Origin of the sequence: Marinobacter albus (assembly GCF_030238305.1) — a bacterium.
Classification (GTDB): Bacteria; Pseudomonadota; Gammaproteobacteria; order Pseudomonadales; family Oleiphilaceae; genus Marinobacter; species Marinobacter albus.
In genome coordinates, this window is record NZ_JASSQD010000003.1 from 517,987 (window position 1) to 535,299 (window position 17,313).

The window sequence follows — 17,313 nt, forward strand, 5'->3', positions numbered from 1 at the left end:
CTGGATACCACGAAGCCCACAGTTTACGGGGAACGCTTCGGGAATGGGAGAGGCTTACAGAAAGCTAAGAATACCAGAAAGCAACGGGCCCGAAACCGTCTCCGGCTCGGGCCCGTTCAATCAAGCGCGGCCGGGTTGCCCCGGCCTGGCCAATGTTGTTGCAGATTACTCTGCAACAACCGCCAGCTTGACAGTTACTTCAACGTCAGAGTGCAGCTGCAGCTCGATATCATACTCGCCGGTCACGCGGATCGGACCTTCAGGCAGACGAACTTCGCTCTTCTCGACTTCAGTGCCACCGGTGGTGATCGCGTCTGCGATATCACGAACACCGATAGAACCGAACAGCTTGCCTTCCTCGCCAGCCTTGGAGCTGATGGTGAAAGACGCACCTTCCAGAGCTTCGGCGCGAGTCTTGGCAGCAGCCAGCTTCTCGGCAGCCGCTTTTTCAAGCTCTGCACGACGCTCTTCGAACGCCTTCAGGTTCGCTTCAGTGGCAGGTACGGCCTTGCCATACGGAAGCAGGAAATTACGACCGTAACCGGCCTTGACCTTTACCTTGTCACCCAGGGATCCAAGGTTTGCTACTTTCTCGAGCAGAATAACTTCCATCTCGTTAACCTCTTCGTGCTTTATTCAGCCGGCCCGGCAGGGCTTATACGCCTCCGGATATCCAGCCAGCTATCCACAAAAGCCAGAACCACTAACAGAATCATCAGACTTGGGCCCAAAAGGATCAGCGCCACATAGAACATCGCCAACCAGTTCCCACTGAGCTTTTTCAAACCAACAACGCCGTGAACCAGGGCCAGGCTGGCCAGGAACAGCGGTGTTCCCGCAGCCCAGGCAAGCAGCATGGAGTTCAGCCCGAGAAGCGGGCCACCCACCATGGTCACCGCACACAATACCGCAATGGGCGCCGACAGCCGCAGGCCATGGAATTCCTTCCGGAATCCGCCGGGGTTATAGAGCCCCGCCTGCCAGGACCGCGCCAGCATGGTCATGCCCACACCCGTTGCCAGGTAGGTGCCTGCCATGCTCGCGTTCATGGTGTCCCGGATAACCTTATCGAGGTCATCGCCGAGACTCTGCGCAATTTCAGCATTGTACTGTTGGTAAAAGCTCACCCCGGCCTGGACCAGATCGTCCAGCAGACCCGGGTAGATCACAGGCAACATCAGACCTGTGACGATTGCGAGAAAGCTTCCCGCAAGCAGGGCTTTTTCCCAGGACTGCGTGGTTCTGATCAGCGACGCCATGAGCATAACCTGAAGCAGTACAGCTAGAGCGGTCGGGTCCTGCCCGAAAATGCTCCAGCCAAGTGCCGGAAGTAATGCCCAGAGCCCGATGTTGAGCCCCTGGCTGATGCCAAGCCTGAGAATAACCAGGCCAACAACGGCTGCGCCAATCCAGAACAACAAAGGTACCGCAGTCGTAACTGCTGCTACCCCGCCGGCCTGGAAGGGACCGCGCATTACATACTGTGCAAGTGCACGCATGGTCCCAAGTCCTGTGTTTCTGTTACTTAGTTATCGTGGCTGTCCGAGTACGGCAGCAGTGCCAGGTAGCGGGCACGCTTGATAGCGGTAGCCAGCTGACGCTGATAACGTGCTTTGGTGCCGGTAATGCGGCTGGGCACGATTTTGCCGGTTTCAGTGATGTAGCCTTTCAGGGTGTCCAGATCTTTGTAATCGATCTCCTTGACACCCTCTGCCGTGAAGCGGCAGAACTTACGACGTCTGAAAAAACGAGCCATAACTTAACTCCTCAACTCCGGTTAATTACTCTTCTTCGTCCTGGGTTTCAGCACGCTGACGTGACTCGTCAGATTCGGCTGAACGACGCGGGCGATCATCTCCGCCACGACGGTCTTCACGGGACTCGGAAGCTTTCATCGGGGACAGGTCTGTATCCGCACCATCGCGGCGCAGGATCATGTCGCGGATGATTGCATCGTTGAAACGGAAGTTGTGAGTCAGCTCGTCCATCGCGGCCTGTGAACATTCAACGTTCATCAGTACGTAGTGAGCCTTGTGAATCTTGTTGATCGGGTATGCCAGGTGACGACGGCCCCAATCTTCAAGGCGATGTACCTGACCGCCATCTTCAGTGATGACGCCGGTATAACGCTCGATCATCGCGGGCACCTGCTCGCTCTGATCCGGATGTACCATAAAAACGATTTCGTAGTGACGCATGAGTTCTCCCTACGGTTTAAACAGCTTTCTTTTCAACCTTCGGACGCCTGGCCCAACCGGTTAAACGTGAAAGCAAGGAGGTGACAGCCTGGGCTGCCGTTTTTTTGCTTTATCAATAAGGCTTTACAAGAAAGGCTTGATCAAAAGCGAGATTTTGGAGGCCTGACAAGCAGGCAATACAAAACCACCCCTTGGAAAAGGGGTCACGTATTCTAGGCGGCCGGGGGCTTCTGTGCAAGGGTTAACCAAGTCGCTGGCGCAGGGCTTCGTATAGGCAAACACCCGTAGCCACGGATACGTTGAGGCTATCCACGTGACCCAGCATCGGAATATTGATGAGCTGGTCGCAGTGCTCCCGGGTCAGACGACGCATGCCTTTGCCCTCGGCGCCCATGACCAGGGCCACTGCTCCCTTGAAGTCAGCCTGAAACAGCGTGGCACTGGCCTCACCCGCGGTACCAATTAACCAGACCCCCTGATCCTTGAGGGTTCGCAGAAACCGCGCCAGATTGGTCACCCGAACAAACGGCACAGTTTCCGCCGCTCCGCACGCCACCTTTCGGGCCACCGGGGTCAGTGACGCGGATTTGTCCTTCGGGACCACGACGGCCTGAACGCCGACCGCATCAGCCGTGCGCATGCACGCCCCGAGGTTGTGAGGATCAGTTACGCCGTCCAGTACCAGCAGAAACGGCGGCTTGTCACTGCCAGCGAGTTGGGCCAGCAGATCATCTTCCGTCCATTCACGGCTTTCACTGACCGCCGCCACAATGCCCTGATGGACGCCGGACACCCGCTCATCCAGTTCCCTGCGATGCACCACCTTCCAGCGAACGCCAAGGCTATCAAGGGCGTCGGTGACGCTTTTTACCCGCTTATCCTGACGACCGGTCTGGATCCAGACCTGCTGCAACCGCTCAGGCTCACGCTTGAGAACCGCCTCAACCGCATGCCAACCAAATACAAACTCTCCGGACACTGGCTTTGTTTCCTGTTACTTGCGGGATTTCCGTTTTTTATCGCCCTGACCGGACTTCTTGCCTTTCTCCAATGCGAGCTTGGCAGCCTGAGCAACCAGCTCATCCCTGGCCGATGGCGGCTCATTATCTGCACTGGAAGGTTTGGCGGGCGTAGCGGGTTTAGCGGGCGGCTTGCCACCGGATTTTTTGCGCGGACGCTTCAGCTCACCTTCAGCCGACGCACGCACTTTCGGACCCGATTTTTCCCGGGCTCCCGCCTTGCCTTTTCCACCGGTACGCTTGCCCTTCCCCTTGCCACGCTCATCGCCCTTGGGAACAGCCAGAGCGTCACGATCCGCCTGACGGTGCACTGGGTCGCTGATCAGTTCCAGGTCGATCTTGCGATCCTCCATGCCGACTCGAACGACCTTGACCCGGACCTCATCGCCAAGCCTGAAGCTCATCGCGGTGTGCTCCCCGATCAGCCGATGCTTGGCGGCGTCGTGGTGGAAGTAATCCCCGCTCAGGGTCGACACATGGACCAGGCCCTCGATGTAAACACCGGACAGCTCCACGAAGAATCCGAAAGGCACCACAGCCGCAATAACGCCGTCGTATTCCTCCCCGACGTGGTCACGGAGGTACTCGCACTTAAGCCAGGCCATGACGTCCCGGGTAGCGTCATCCGCCCTCCGCTCGGCCATCGAAGTATGCTCGCCCAGGCGTTCCATCTGGGGAAAATCGTAGGGATATTCGGCCAGCGCCGGGTCAGATTTCGGCGGCTTGACCACGTCTTTTGACGCGTTTTCGCCGTGAACAACGGACTTGACTGCCCGGTGGGCGATCAAATCCGGGTAACGCCGGATTGGCGAGGTGAAATGCGCGTAGCCCGCAAAGCCAAGGCCGAAGTGGCCCCCTTCCTCAGGGCTGTATACCGCCTGACTGAGGGAGCGCAGCATGACCGTCTGAATAACATTCGCGTCCGACCGTTCGGCAATTTCGGAGAGCAACGCCTGATAATCGGCGGACGTGGGATTGTCTCCGCCACCAAGCTGCAGCCCCAACTCGCCCAGGAACAGTCTGACCGCATTCAGGCGCTCTTCGGAGGGCCCGTCGTGGACCCGATAAAGCGCAGGAATCTTATGTTTCTTGAGGAATCGAGCTGTGGCAACGTTCGCACACAACATGCACTCCTCGATGATCTTATGGGCGTCGTTACGGGTAACCGGCACAATCTCTTCGATTTTCCGATTCGCATCGAAGACGATCTTGGTTTCCGTGGTTTCGAAATCGATCGCACCGCGTTCGGTCCGCGCCTCGCGCAGCAGCTGATAAAGCCCGTACAGATTATGCAGCTGCGGGAGGACGTGGGCGTACTGCTCCGACAGACGATAGCCCGACTCGGAGTCGGGGTGCTCCAGCATGTCGCTTACCTTGTTGTAGGTAAGGCGCGCATGGCTGTACATCACCGCCTGATAAAAGCTGTAGCCACTGATGTTGCCAGCAGCACTGATGGTCATGTCGGCCACCATACACAGGCGATCGACGCCCGGATTCAGCGAGCAGAGGCCGTTCGAGAGTTTCTCCGGCAGCATCGGAACCACATGATCCGGAAAGTACACCGAGGTACTGCGATTCACTGCCTCTTCATCGAGTGGCGTACCGGGACGGACGTAGTGGGAAACGTCGGCTATTGCGACAATCAGGCGGTATCCGCCCCGCGGCCGGGGCTCACAGTAGACCGCGTCATCGAAATCCCGAGCGGTTTCGTCATCAATGGTCACCAACCGGAGATTGCGGATATCAACGCGATTTTCCTTGTCTTTTTCGGTGACTTCTTCCGGAATCTTTGCCACCTGCTCGCCCACCGACGGCGGCCAGCTGTGGGGGATATCGTATGAGCGAATGGCGACATCGATTTCCATGCCGGGCGCCATGTGCTCGCCCAACACCTCGACCACTTTCCCCAGGGGCTGGGTACGAATACTTGGCTGACGGATGATATCCACCACCACGTACTGCCCGTGACGGGCTTCCCCGGCATGTTCCTGGGGAATCAGAACCTCGTGGTTGATGCGGGCATTCTCCGGCACCACGAAACTGATCCCGCTTTCCTGGAAGAAACGCCCGACCGTCTGACTGGTCCGATACTCGAGAACCTCGACAATCGCGCCTTCCCGGCGCCCACGATCGTCAACCCGATCAACCCTGGCAGCCACCCGGTCGCCATGAAACACCTGCCGCATCTGACGCGCGGTCAGAAACAGGTCAGAGCCACCATCATCCGGAACCAGAAAACCGAAACCATCTTTGTGACCAATCACCCGGCCGGTGACAAGATCGGCCTCTTCGATCGGGAGGTAGGCACCGCGACGATTGCAAATGAGCTGGCCATCCCGACACATTGCGATCAGGCGCCGGCGCAGGGCCTCAATGCCCTCGGGCGAGGTTTGCCCCAGCTCCTCACAAAGTGTTTCGTGAGTTGCCGGCGCACCCCGGTCTTTCAGGTGTTCGAGAATGAATTCCCGGCTCTGTATGGGGTTCTCGTAGTTCTGGGCCTCACGGCTGGCGTGAGGATCCCGGTCAGTTTTCTTCCTGGCAACCATTCGGATCCTTGCTGTCATACTGCACCGGATCGGCGCAGGTTCATTCGTTTGCCATGCAGTATAACGTTGGGATGGCGCACCTGCCTAACATGGAGACAAGAATAGGCATAATTACCTGCCAACCTTTTTTGCAAAAAGTGTTTGACAGGTTTTCCGGGAATTATTAAAGTACGCGCCATCGGTTGGGGGACACACTCTGGCCTTGGCAGAAAGGCCCAGTTTTCAATAAACTAACGGCTAATCTGCAAATCACCTGCCGAGGTGGTGAAATTGGTAGACACGCTAGCTTCAGGTGCTAGTGGGGGCAACCCCGTGGAGGTTCAAGTCCTCTCCTCGGCACCATTCTTCCCTGAATGGTCTCCCAGATATAATCCTTCTCTATCCATAAGCGCAATTGCCTTTCTGATTACGAAACGGCTAATCGCTATATGAAGCGCCTTTGTGGCCGCAGAGTTGATCTCAAAAACCCTCTCAGTCGAATCGAGCTCAATGGTTTTGAGTCCCGGCATTCCGCAGGATCAAGCAACCTCTGCCTTCGGTTGCCCGTTTCCAAGCCCCCCGATATCCATGTTTTGCAAACAAATACCCTCTGAATATCCACTTTCTGCAAAAATAACCGGGCGTTTGCAAGCCATAGCGCCCAACCAAAATTTTTTTTACTTTCAATACATAGAGTTAACGTTCACTCCACGCCTGATTTGATTCATTCAGAGTGAATCTTTAAAAAAACAAAACAAGACAGCACAAGTTGATTTGCAGCATAGTTGGGCAGGCATGGATGCCTAAAATTCACCTATGACTCTGCTGAAGAGGTGCGTCCGTGCGAGCCAATCACCCTGTCACCAACCGCAGCGTGCCTGTCAGTCGAAGCGCCAATATTCTCTCAACAACCAATCCGAAGGGCCAGATCACCCACATTAACGATGAATTTGTTGAGATCAGCGGGTTTTCACGGGAAGAACTGATTGGCCAGGCTCACAACATTATTCGCCATCCGGATATGCCCAGGGCCGCATACGAAGAAATGTGGCGCAGACTAAAGTCAGGCGAGACCTGGCTGGGAGCGGTCAAAAACCGGTGCAAAAATGGCGATCATTACTGGGTCAGGGCCTATGCCATTCCGGTGACCGGGAAGAACGGGGAGGTCCTTGAGCTTCAGTCAATCCGCTCACAGCTTGATCCAGCGGCCGAGGCCCGGGCAGACAAACTGTATGCCAAGCTTCGCGAGACCCAACCGACCAAAGGTCCGGTAGAACCAGTGAGCCTTCGCCGCGGGTTTTCACTGCATCTGAAGCTAATCATCGCAATAGCCCTGATACTGGCCGCGGTCAGCGCAGCTCAGTTCTTTGCCACCTACGTCTACGCCGATCTCGCAATCCTGGCGGGTGCCTTTCTAGTAACCTCTGCGGCAGTTATCACCCTCACCCGCCCGCTGCGGCAATCTGTCCAACGAGCCCGGGATGTCATCAATGACAGCGTCGCTGAGAAGATCTTTGTCGGGCGCACCGACGATATCGGCAGCCTGGATCTCGCTATCCTTCAACAGGCCGCAGAACTGGACGCACTCGTCAAACGCATGGACGACGTTATCGGGAAACTGCAAAGCGGCGCCGAGCAAACAATTTCCCGAAGCAATGACACTCATTCCGCCGTGCAGGAGCAGTCTACTGCCACAGACACCATCGCCGCTGCCAGTGAAGAAATGTCCTCCACTTCGCGGGAAGTGGCCAACAACGCGTCCGGCATGCTTGACCAGGTTCGTTTGGCCAACGACAGGGTTTCCAGCGGACAGTCCCTCACCCAGGAAACCCGCCACAGCATGGATGCGCTATCGAATGAGCTTTCAGAAGCTTCGCGAACTGTCGGCCAGCTAACCGAAGCAAGCAAGGGCGTTGCCCAGGCACTCAACGTTATTGGCGAAATCACCGAACAAACCAACCTGCTCGCTCTGAATGCCTCTATTGAGGCCGCAAGAGCGGGTGATGCCGGTCGCGGCTTTGCCGTAGTGGCGGATGAAGTCCGCAGTCTTGCGTTGCGGACAAAAACGACAACAGAACAGATTAACCAGACCCTTGGCCACTTTCATGAAACCGTTGCGAGTGCCACCGACTCAATGCAGCGCTGTGGCAGCTACGCACACAAAACCGTTGAAAACGCCAACAACTCGGAAGAGACCCTTGCAGAGCTGGTGACATTCATAGAACGAATTTCAGAGGCCTGCGATGGAACTGCCGCAGCGGCAGAACAACAGCACAACGCATCCGCTGAAATATCAGGGAAAATCGTCAGCATCAATGAACTTGGCGATACTGCCATGGGGGTGGTCAAGGAAGCCCAGGAGTCCATGCATGAGCTGAAAAGCCAGATCGGCGAGGTGGCCGGATTGGTTGACAGACTGCGCCAGCGGAACAGCCCCTGATTCAGTAACGTCCAATAAATCACCGATGGTTGTTCTAAGTGATTGAAATCCAGGTTTTGGGTAACAAAGAAACCGCTGACTGGCTGGCGCGGAAGGAGAAAAGCCTCTCCGCTTCCGGATTCCGCTGTCAATTCAGTGGCATAGATGACGAGCCAAGACCGGCAGAGGCCCCTGATGCCTGGCTTGTTGACTTTGATGCATGCGGAAAACCCTCTCTTGCTGACGTCCTCGAAGGAATAGGCAGCAGCGCCAGCGGGGCGGTACCGGTGGTGATTGCCGGAAAAGCAATCAGCATCGGGTCTGCCAGGCAGGCAGCGCTTGGCGGTGCTAGGCGCTTTCTGGAAAAACCCCTCACACCACGAGCACTTGTCAACGCGTGTAGGGGGCTCGGGATATTCAACACCCTGAGCTCCAGAACTGCTGTCGTTCTTGAGAACCGGCAGGCAATCCTTGAAAAAATCTGCAGGCCACTGGCCGAGCAGTCAGTTAATGCATTGCCCGCCAGCTCCGTTGAAGAGGCTCTCAACCTGGCGCGACATAACGATTCGGACGTCATCGTTATCAGCCATGACAAGGAGTCTCAGAGCTATCACGAACTCGCGGCATTGTTTGGCTTTTTCCCGGAGACCTCAGACATCCCGGTTATTTTCATCAATGAGGATATTGCCGATGCCGCTGCAAAGGACTTCCTGAATCGCCTCGGAACCGGGACCTTCTGCCCCTCATACCGAATGCTGGGACAGTTTCTGAGGGAGCAGACAGGCCGACAAAGTCGCCGCACACTCTCAGGTGGACGGGTCTATGACATCCTGCACGAACGGGAACAGGAACACTTTGCGCTGAATCATCACGCCATCGTCAGCACGACAGACAGCAGAGGGATAATCACCGAGGTAAACAGGCGGTTCTGTGACGTCAGCCAGTACTCCAAGACCGAGCTGATCGGCCAGAACCACCGCATTCTGAAATCCGGCTACCACTCCGCCGACTTTTACCGGGATCTCTGGAAAACCGTATCCGGAGGTGACATATGGCAGGGCGAGATATGCAACCAGGCCAAGGACGGCAGCCACTACTGGGTATCGTCCACGGTCGTACCGTTTCTCGACAGCAAAAAGCGGCCCTACAAATACATAGCAATCCGGAAAGACATCACCCATGTCAAAGCATCGGAGCGTCAGGTGGAGCTCCAGGGTGAGCTTGCAAAGCTCGTCAGTGAAGCCAGCGCGCACGTTCTGTCGGGACACTGGTCCAACGCACCGGAAACCCTCCGATCAGCGCTGCACCCCCTGTGTCGGTTTCTTGATGTCCGCCACGTTTCCATCAAACTGCACCGGGCCGTCGGACTTTTATCCAACTGGCAAAACTACACCAGCGGTCCAGACCAGGATGTCTCACTTACCATAACCAGTTTTGAAACCGCCGGAACAGAAAGGCAAGAAAACAATAGCCACGTGATTGAATCCCGACTAGGAACAGGCGAGGAGGAGCTGGGCTCACTGACCATGCATGCAGGTCAGAACAGGATGATCGAGGTTATTTGCGCCCAGGGACTGATCGACGTGATGGGAAATGTCATCTCCCATTCCCTGGTCCGCTGGATATCGGAATACCACAAGGAGCGAGACCGAGAACGATTGCAGACAGCACAGTCGTTCGCGAGGATTGGCACATGGGAGTGGAATCTGGAAACCGACGAACTTCTCTGGACCGACATCATCCCCGCACTATTCGGTCAGCCTGAGGACAATGTGGAAACCTCCTATGACAACTTCATGTCAGCCATTCACCCCGAGGACCGGGAAAAGGTGGAATCAGGGGTAACCGCAGCAATTGAGCGCAATAAGCCCTACCGTGTTGAACATCGGGTGGTCTGGCCGGATGGCACTGTCAGATGGCTCCGGGAAACCGGGGCAGTCAACCGAAGCGAAGATGGAACCCCACGGCAGATGCTGGGTGTTGTCGAGGATATTACCGCCGCCCATGAAGCGGAGGTTCAGCTGGCGCGCCAGGCTCAAATGCTGAACATGCTTCACGACTCCCTGACTGCATTCATCCTCGACGGGAAGTTCGAGGCCACAATAGAGGCCATGCTGGAAAGCCTGCTTGAGCTGACCGATAGCGAGTCCGGTTTCATGGCCGAAGTGCTTTTTGACAGCACAGAAGAGCCCCACCTCAGGATTCAGTCCATGACCGACATTGGCTGGGACGAAGCTTCCAAGGACATATATAAGCAGGCCCGTACCGACAGGATCGAATTAAATCAACTGGACAAAATGCTGGGTGCTTCGATCAGGGAAAGGAGGATTATTCATAGTAATGAAGCCGAGTCAGAAGGCATCTTCAACCATCTTCCACAAGGCCATTCGCCAATAAAAACCTTTCTGAGTGTTCCCATAATGGTGGGTCCCGACCTGGTCGGAGTGTTTGCGCTTGCCAACCGTAAATCGGGTTACGATGACGCTCTAATCAATTTCCTACGTCCTTTTTCAGCAACCTATGGCGTGATCATCAATTCCCAACGAATGGTGGATATGGAGCAGACCCATCGGAAGAACCTGATCAGGGCCAAGCTGCGGGCTGATAAGGCGAACCGGGCTAAATCCGAATTTCTTTCCAGCATGAGTCATGAATTACGCACACCGCTTAATGCCATTCTCGGCTTTGCCCAGCTGCTGGAAAGCGATGACGAATTGAATGACGACCAGCAGGACAGTGTCCGGGAAATCTTCTCTGCGAGCGAACATCTCCTGGCCCTGATCAACGAGGTACTGGACCTTGCCCGGATCGAATCCGGCAAACTGGACCTCTTTCTGGAAACGGTCCCGGTTAGAGATGTAGTCGAGGAAGCGCTCACGCTTGTCCGTCTGTCCGCCAAGAAACGCGGTATCCGCATCAACCTTGACGGACTGCATAACTTCTGGGTGACCGCGGACTGGACCCGGCTCAAGCAGGCACTGCTAAACCTGCTTTCCAATGCGGTAAAGTATAACCACACGAATGGCACCATCTTCCTGGAGACCCTCCCCCAGGGGGACGCCTGGCTAGAGATCCGGGTAACCGATACCGGCGTTGGCATCCCCGAATCCCGGATCCCGGAACTGTTTCAGCCCTTTAATCGCTTGGGTGCGGAGCTCAGTCACATTGAAGGCACCGGTATTGGATTATCACTCACCCAGAGGGTGGTGGATCTCATGGGGGGGAGCATCGGTGTGCGTAGCACGGTAGATGAGGGCTCGACCTTCTGGATCCGCCTGCCTGTCGAGCCCCGGGATAACAATACGAACGAGGAACCATCCCTCTCCAGCGATGCCGTATGGGAGGCACCGAAAGACCAGTCTCTGGCCGAAAAACCGATGATTCTTTATATCGAAGATAATCCAGCCAACCTGAAACTGGTCAAACGTATCATTCAGTGTGATGCCAGGTTTTCACTGTTATCGGCATCCAGCGGAGAAGAAGGATTGCGAGTGGCCGACAACTGCAAGCCGGATCTGATTCTTCTCGACATCAATCTGCCGGACAGGGATGGCTATCAGGTCCTGCACGCGCTAAAGAGCCGGCCCGGAAACCGGAGCTTGCCCATAGTGGCCCTGACGGCCAGCGCGATGCCGAGTGAAGTCTGGCGAGGCAATAATGCGGGCTTTGACGACTACCTGACCAAGCCGTTCAACGTTCAGGAATTGATGAGCACACTGGAAAAACACCTCGGGTAAAAAGATTCATGCATGTAATCCCTGAAGAAAACCTTTTTGAACAGACGATCTTTGTCATCGATGATGAGCCGGTTAACCTCAAACTGCTCAACAAGATCCTTAAAAACGCAGGCTATCTCAACCTGGTTCTGATCAGCGACCCCCGGGATGTTATCGCTTCATACCGGGAACACCGCCCGTCATTGATACTGCTTGATCTCAACATGCCGAATATTGACGGCTATCAGATCATGGAGCAACTGAAAGACCTCGACGATCCGCTGCTGCCCCCCATCATCGTCCTGACAGCCCAGAATCAGCAGGACTACCTACTGCGGGCACTGGAGACCGGGGCCAGGGATTTTGTCAACAAACCATTTGACCGGCGCGAATTACTGATGCGGGTCCGAAATTTCCTGGACGCCCATGTTGCCCATAAGCTGGTTCGCGACCAGAAAAACCATCTGGAGCTTTTGGTGGAAGAGCGGACCCGGGAGTTACAGGCAACCCGACTCGGGATAATTCGCCGGTTGGGCCATGCAGCAGAATACCGGGACGAAGAAACAGGCAACCATATCTTGAGGATGAGCAAGATGTGCGCCCTGCTTGCCAGCAAGGCCGGCTATAACAAACAACAATGCGACCTGATCCTGGCTGCCAGTCCGATGCATGATATCGGTAAAATCGGCATCCCTGATTCAGTCTTGCTGAAACCGGGCAAGCTGGATCCAGAGGAGTGGCGGATCATGAAATCACACTCCGAGATCGGCGCTCGCCTCCTGGAAGGAGATGACAGCGAACTCCTTGCAATGGCCCGCGAGATTGCCCTTACTCATCATGAAAAATGGGACGGGACGGGCTATCCAAACGGGCTACAGGGGAAAGCCATACCGCTACCGGGAAGAATTGCAGCCCTGGCTGACGTCTTTGATGCATTGACCTCTCCCCGCCCCTACAAGGAAGCCTGGCCAATGGAGAAGGCGGTAGAACTGATCCGCGAGAACCGCGGAAACCATTTTGATCCGGACCTCGTCGACCTGTTTCTGGGCAACCTTGATGACTTTCTTGAAATCAAGCTCGCTCACCAGGACGGCACTGACTGAAAAGCCAATGAATCCTGAAAACCTGAAGTGAATACTGAATGCCATACCGGATGCCGCTATCCTGATAGATCCCGGGCACTTTATCGTTACTGCCAACTCCCGAGCCGCAGATATCTTCGGCACCACCGTTGAAAGCATGACAGGTGCGCCACTGGACATCCTGATTCCGGAACACGCGGCTGGAGGCCGCCAACCTTCGGCTGACAAGAGCCCAGGATGCTGGCGGACTGCGAGCAGGCACTCAAGCGTGCAGATGAGGCACTTTACCAAAGCAAAACCGATTCCAGCCGCGCCTATGGGCTGATCTCAACGGAACGAGGAATTGCAGAGCCATGGCGCACACCCTGCCGACTGCGCGCCCCCTCAACGGCCCCCACGTTTTCTGAAAATTTTGTCAGGGATTCAAGGCATTCGAGCGTCTCGCTTGGATACTCACCAAAATGCTCACGGTAATAAGAGGAAAAGCGGCCGAGATGGTTAAATCCCCAGCGGAGTGCGTGATTGGCAATCTGGGGGTCTTCCTCATAATTGCGGATCAGGGACTCCCGGGCCTTTATCAGACGGCGGGACAGACAATAGTTATATGGGCTCATGCCCGTATATTTTTTCATCAGATAGTAGAGGTTCCGGATACTTAACCCGGACTCACTCGCAACCATTTCCAAATCAACACCATGTTCAAGCCGCTCATTTATCAGCTTCACTGCCTGACAAATCCGGCGTTCATCACGGACATGAACCTCAGGCAGTGAGGTAACTGAACCGTCGCCGCAATGCTGCACCAATGCTCGCTCAAACCATTGGACACGCTCCAGGGCATGCTCATGCCCCTTAAGGAATGCCATTTGGATCACAAAACTTTCAAGTAGCCTCGCGATGTTCGGGTCACCGCTCCTGGGGAATGCTTGCGGTTTTCTGGCACCGGGCGATCCCATCTGAACAATGAAGAGATGGGTTTCCGCCGACACATGGGCGCAATACTCGGCATTCGGTTCAAGAACGAAGGGAACTCCGGGTGCACTCAAGAAACTCTGACCATCAAGCTCAAACTCCGCGGCGCCCTCAAGAGGCAAAACAATCACCGGAGATTCGGTATTTGAGCCAGATATTCTATAGGCCTGATTCAGATAGATACCGCAAAGATTGACACGTTTACCCGGCAGGAAAGCCAGGTGGGCATAGAAATCCATCCGCTCACTGAGACCAGTGATTTCCTGCGACATCTTGAGGTTGCCACTCAAGGTCTGAAGCGAGGACAGACAATAGCTCGGACTTCTCGTGGCAAAGCGAAGGTAGTGCTCAAGAATGAAGCATTGGCTGCTACAGGCTCGCAAGACAAACTCCTCTGTTGTACGCACAAGGCTCGCGTATCAACATATCTACATAAGCTGAATGAACCAATATTTCGCTATGCAACTCTTTGTTTCATAAGGGCAAGCTTTATTTTTGCAGTATGCGGACATTGAGAAATATGTTCTGCGCGTATACTCAAGCAGTTGAAATGGGTTGTTTACCTGAAGAAGCCGCTCTTCCTCCAAGTCCAATTCCAAAAATAAAGCGCGCCCTTCACAGAGCATTACAAAAAAAATACGAACTATTTCATTCAGCAATATTAGGTTTCATTTTTATCTTTAAAACATACATTTATGTATTACATTGCGACATATGTTCCACTGAATACTCTACAGGCCGGCCTTAGACTTTTATTGATCAGAATCAATTTTTATAAAGACCTTCAATTCAGATATAAGCCGAAATTCATCAATTGCCGGTAACGCATTTGTCGCTTTGGGAAATCGCATGAACAGCAGAATAGAGTCTTCCAACACCACGAACGCTGGGAAAGCGGAGTTTTTCAGCCCCGACGATTGTCTGATCACAAGTTTCCGGCGAGCGTCAGCGAACAAGCAGGACATTCGCATCTCAACAGACGCTTATGGGGACTTGGTGCTCCTCAGTACCCGGGGAGAATATTTTGCAGACAGCCCGGATTTGCCGGGGCTCCTTCAACACTCTGTGGGGAAATTTCGTGTAAAGGTTCTCTCCGCAGAAGACAGTGACGCCTATGAAAACAAGGTGGGCAGAAACATAGACGAACTGATGTGGAAGACCGCGTTTTATGTTTCGAAAGGACGCCTGATGGAAGGCTGTCACTGGAACGATGTGGTTCAGCTTGATTACTGGCCTAATCTTACCCGCCTCCCCTTAACACCGGATACATTCAGGATCTTGGCCCTGCTTTTCAAGCATCCGACATCCATCTTCTTTGCGTCCCGGCTGTTAAAGGTCCCGGCCAGTGAAATGTGTCAGATATACAGCGCAGCCCGCGCAGCCGGTTTCGCTCGCGCCATCAACCGGAAGCCAGAGGAACCCCGACTTGAGCCTCACCGCAGCCAGACCCTCTTGTCCTCGCTTCTCAGCAAACTCGCCGGGCGCTAGGAGCTCTTTATGGAACATAAAATCATCTTCGCCGGGCCTGTCGGTGCGGGTAAAACGACGGCAATAGGGGCCATCAGTGATATCGAGGTAGTCAGCACTGAAAGCAAGGCAACCGATAGCGTTTCACAACGCAAGGAAACCACGACCGTTGCGATGGATTACGGCACTCTGAATGTCGGAGACGGGCAAAAAGTTCACCTGTACGGGACCCCTGGACAGGAGCGCTTCAGCTTTATGTGGGACATTGTCACGATTGGGGGGCTGGGCCTGGTCGTGTTAATCGACAATAACCGGGAGGATCCACTTGCCGACCTGGAATTCTATATTCAAGCCTTCCGCCCTTTCATTAGAAAAAGCTCTCTGGTCATTGGGGTAACCAGTATGGACAAGAAGGCCCGGCCCGGCCTTTATTCCTACCACACAAAGCTCAGTGAACTCGGAATAAAAGCCCCGGTTTTTGAAGTCGATGCCCGCGAACGAAATGATATTTCTGTTTTGCTACAGGCGCTGTTGGCCATGCTGGACCCGGGAGTGAAGCGTTGAATAGCTTTGAACAGGATGGGCTAACCCCATCGGTTCTTTCACTTAATGGCTTCGGTGTGGCTTTCCGAGAGAAAACCGTGCTTGCGAGTGTCGACCTCGAGGTTGCGGACCGGGAAATCACAATTCTTCTCGGACCCAGCGGAACCGGAAAGTCGACATTGCTCCGGACACTAGCCGGTTTTAACGACCCAAACCCCAATCTCCGTACCTGGGGCAATGTAAGCTACATTGGCGACTCCCTGGGCGAGGGGGAACGGCCCGTACTTGCCGCACAGAACGCCAGAATGGTCATGGCGAGTATCCTCGAAAACATTATTCAGGATCTCCCGGAGAGAAGGTCCCTGTCACCTATACAGCAACGTCGGCTGGCACAAAGACTTCTGAAAACCGCCGGGCTGCAGGAACTCGTTGACAGAATTGATGAGCCCGTTATCCATTTGAGCCTGGCACAACAAAGACACCTCACCACCATGCGGCTTGCAGCAACGGGAGCTCGCCTGATGTTGCTCGACGAGCCAACTACCGGCCTGAATGATCAGGAAGCAGAGCGCCTGCTGCATTATATTGCTTCCGAGGGGCAGCGCCGCTCAATCCTCATCGCATTGCACAACCTCTCTCATGCTTCACTTATTGGCGGGCGCATGGTTCTGATTGCAGGAGGCACCGTTCATGAGTCTGCAAAAACGAGCGACTTTCTCAGGCATCCATCCAGTGAGGCAGGAAAAAGCTTTGTGAGAACCGGCTCCTGTGCCGTTGCTGCTCCCGACGCAGATCCTGAGACTCTGGCTCCTGAAACGCCACCTCCGCCACCTCTCCCGGAGGAAGCGCGTTCCTATGTCAGCGACAGCTTCGGCCCGAGAGGTTTTCTCTGGCTCAAGAAAGGACAACTGGCAGGCACACCCAGGCCGGGAATTGTTCAGGATCTTGAGTATGACCTCAAAGCACTGAAACGTGTTGGCATTACAACTTTAATCACACTCACCGAGACCCAACCTGACACCGAAGCTCTGGCCGAGTACGGGATCGAAAATATCTGGTCGCCATTCCAGGATATGGCGGCCCCTTCAATTACCCAGGCTGCAGGCCTCTGCAAAATGATACAGAAACTCTGCGATGAGGGCGGCGTCGTTGCTGTCCATTGCAGGGCCGGCCTCGGTCGCACCGGAACCATACTTGCCTGCTGCCTGATCTGGGAAGGCAAGGCGGCACTCGATTCTCTGGAAACAGTCCGCCGTATCGAGCCCCGCTGGGTTCAGTCCGAAGCACAAGTGGAATTCCTGGAGAAATTTGCCCTGTTTTTGAACGAACGGGTAAGAAACACGCAGGCATCCTGACAGATCCTGTGAAAACT

Annotated in this window: 14 protein-coding genes and 1 tRNA gene; 8 read left to right on the forward strand and 7 right to left on the reverse strand. The window is 54.8% G+C overall.

Going from position 1 to position 17,313, the window contains the following annotated elements:
* Positions 1–165: 165 nt before the first annotated feature.
* The 6 genes from rplI to rnr form a co-directional block, all read right to left on the reverse strand.
* Positions 166–612 carry a 50S ribosomal protein L9 gene (gene rplI / locus QQF73_RS17295; protein ID WP_219868580.1) on the reverse strand — a complete coding sequence of 149 codons (447 nt, stop codon included), beginning with the start codon at positions 610–612 and terminating at the stop codon, positions 166–168.
* A gap of 20 nt (positions 613–632) precedes the next feature.
* Positions 633–1,499, reverse strand: a complete 867-nt coding sequence (locus tag QQF73_RS17300; protein ID WP_219868581.1) for a hypothetical protein — start codon at positions 1,497–1,499, stop codon at positions 633–635.
* A gap of 26 nt (positions 1,500–1,525) precedes the next feature.
* Positions 1,526–1,756, reverse strand: a complete 231-nt coding sequence (gene rpsR / locus QQF73_RS17305) for a 30S ribosomal protein S18 (RefSeq protein WP_007154918.1) — start codon at positions 1,754–1,756, stop codon at positions 1,526–1,528.
* Positions 1,757–1,781: 25 nt separating this feature from the next.
* Positions 1,782–2,198 carry a 30S ribosomal protein S6 gene (gene rpsF, locus QQF73_RS17310; RefSeq protein ID WP_219868582.1) on the reverse strand — a complete coding sequence of 139 codons (417 nt, stop codon included), beginning with the start codon at positions 2,196–2,198 and terminating at the stop codon, positions 1,782–1,784.
* Between the two features lie 241 nt (positions 2,199–2,439).
* Entirely contained in the window at positions 2,440–3,177 is a 738-nt protein-coding gene (gene rlmB / locus QQF73_RS17315) for a 23S rRNA (guanosine(2251)-2'-O)-methyltransferase RlmB (RefSeq protein WP_219868583.1), read from the reverse strand.
* A gap of 15 nt (positions 3,178–3,192) precedes the next feature.
* Positions 3,193–5,763, reverse strand: a complete 2,571-nt coding sequence (gene rnr, locus QQF73_RS17320; protein ID WP_285369027.1) for a ribonuclease R — start codon at positions 5,761–5,763, stop codon at positions 3,193–3,195.
* A 255-nt stretch (positions 5,764–6,018) separates the two neighbouring features.
* Between rnr and QQF73_RS17325 the strand changes: the two genes are divergently transcribed.
* The 5 genes from QQF73_RS17325 (at position 6,019) to QQF73_RS19295 (ending at position 13,284) form a co-directional block, all read left to right on the forward strand.
* Positions 6,019–6,105 (forward strand) — tRNA-Leu (locus tag QQF73_RS17325).
* Between the two features lie 478 nt (positions 6,106–6,583).
* Positions 6,584–8,182, forward strand: a complete 1,599-nt coding sequence (locus QQF73_RS17330) for a methyl-accepting chemotaxis protein (protein ID WP_285368973.1) — start codon at positions 6,584–6,586, stop codon at positions 8,180–8,182.
* 38 nt (positions 8,183–8,220) lie between these two features.
* A complete protein-coding gene (locus QQF73_RS17335) occupies positions 8,221–11,898 on the forward strand; it encodes a PAS domain-containing protein (protein ID WP_285368974.1) in 3,678 nt (1,225 codons plus the stop codon).
* An 8-nt stretch (positions 11,899–11,906) separates the two neighbouring features.
* Positions 11,907–12,980 (forward strand): HD-GYP domain-containing protein, encoded by a 1,074-nt coding sequence (locus QQF73_RS17340; protein ID WP_219868586.1) that lies wholly within the window; start codon positions 11,907–11,909, stop codon positions 12,978–12,980.
* Positions 12,981–13,023: 43 nt separating this feature from the next.
* Positions 13,024–13,284, forward strand: coding sequence for a hypothetical protein (locus tag QQF73_RS19295; RefSeq protein WP_416383219.1), 261 nt, complete (start codon positions 13,024–13,026; stop codon positions 13,282–13,284).
* On the opposite strand, the gene QQF73_RS17345 is transcribed toward QQF73_RS19295, so the two are convergent.
* Positions 13,274–14,203, reverse strand: a complete 930-nt coding sequence (locus tag QQF73_RS17345) for an AraC family transcriptional regulator (RefSeq protein ID WP_219868587.1) — start codon at positions 14,201–14,203, stop codon at positions 13,274–13,276. The two genes, QQF73_RS19295 and QQF73_RS17345, sit on opposite strands and share 11 nt — an antisense overlap.
* Before the next feature lie 577 nt (positions 14,204–14,780).
* Here QQF73_RS17345 and QQF73_RS17350 point away from each other — a divergent pair.
* Genes QQF73_RS17350 through QQF73_RS17360 form a run of 3 tightly spaced genes read left to right on the forward strand, consistent with a single transcriptional unit; the run spans position 14,781 to position 17,296 of the window.
* Complete coding sequence (locus tag QQF73_RS17350; protein WP_285368975.1) at positions 14,781–15,419, forward strand: hypothetical protein; 639 nt, start codon at positions 14,781–14,783, stop codon at positions 15,417–15,419.
* A gap of 9 nt (positions 15,420–15,428) precedes the next feature.
* The gene (locus QQF73_RS17355) at positions 15,429–15,962 is read left to right on the forward strand and encodes a GTP-binding protein (protein ID WP_219868589.1); all 534 of its coding nucleotides are present in this window, start codon (positions 15,429–15,431) and stop codon (positions 15,960–15,962) included.
* Positions 15,959–17,296, forward strand: coding sequence for a phosphatase domain-containing putative toxin (locus QQF73_RS17360; RefSeq protein ID WP_219868590.1), 1,338 nt, complete (start codon positions 15,959–15,961; stop codon positions 17,294–17,296). Before QQF73_RS17355 ends, QQF73_RS17360 begins: the two co-directional genes overlap by 4 nt.
* Positions 17,297–17,313: the final 17 nt, after the last annotated feature.

What these genes read in the sequence shown, in the direction of transcription:
- rplI (WP_219868580.1), bottom strand. Translation starts at nt 612, where the DNA reads ATGGAAGTTATTCTGCTCGAGAAAGTAGCAAACCTTGGATCCCTGGGT.
- QQF73_RS17300 (WP_219868581.1), bottom strand. Translation starts at nt 1,499, where the DNA reads ATGCGTGCACTTGCACAGTATGTAATGCGCGGTCCCTTCCAGGCCGGC.
- rpsR (WP_007154918.1), bottom strand. Translation starts at nt 1,756, where the DNA reads ATGGCTCGTTTTTTCAGACGTCGTAAGTTCTGCCGCTTCACGGCAGAG.
- rpsF (WP_219868582.1), bottom strand. Translation starts at nt 2,198, where the DNA reads ATGCGTCACTACGAAATCGTTTTTATGGTACATCCGGATCAGAGCGAG.
- rnr (WP_285369027.1), bottom strand. Translation starts at nt 5,763, where the DNA reads ATGGTTGCCAGGAAGAAAACTGACCGGGATCCTCACGCCAGCCGTGAG.
- QQF73_RS17340 (WP_219868586.1), top strand. Translation starts at nt 11,907, where the DNA reads ATGCATGTAATCCCTGAAGAAAACCTTTTTGAACAGACGATCTTTGTC.
- QQF73_RS17345 (WP_219868587.1), bottom strand. Translation starts at nt 14,203, where the DNA reads ATGTCGCAGGAAATCACTGGTCTCAGTGAGCGGATGGATTTCTATGCC.
- QQF73_RS17350 (WP_285368975.1), top strand. Translation starts at nt 14,781, where the DNA reads ATGAACAGCAGAATAGAGTCTTCCAACACCACGAACGCTGGGAAAGCG.
- QQF73_RS17355 (WP_219868589.1), top strand. Translation starts at nt 15,429, where the DNA reads ATGGAACATAAAATCATCTTCGCCGGGCCTGTCGGTGCGGGTAAAACG.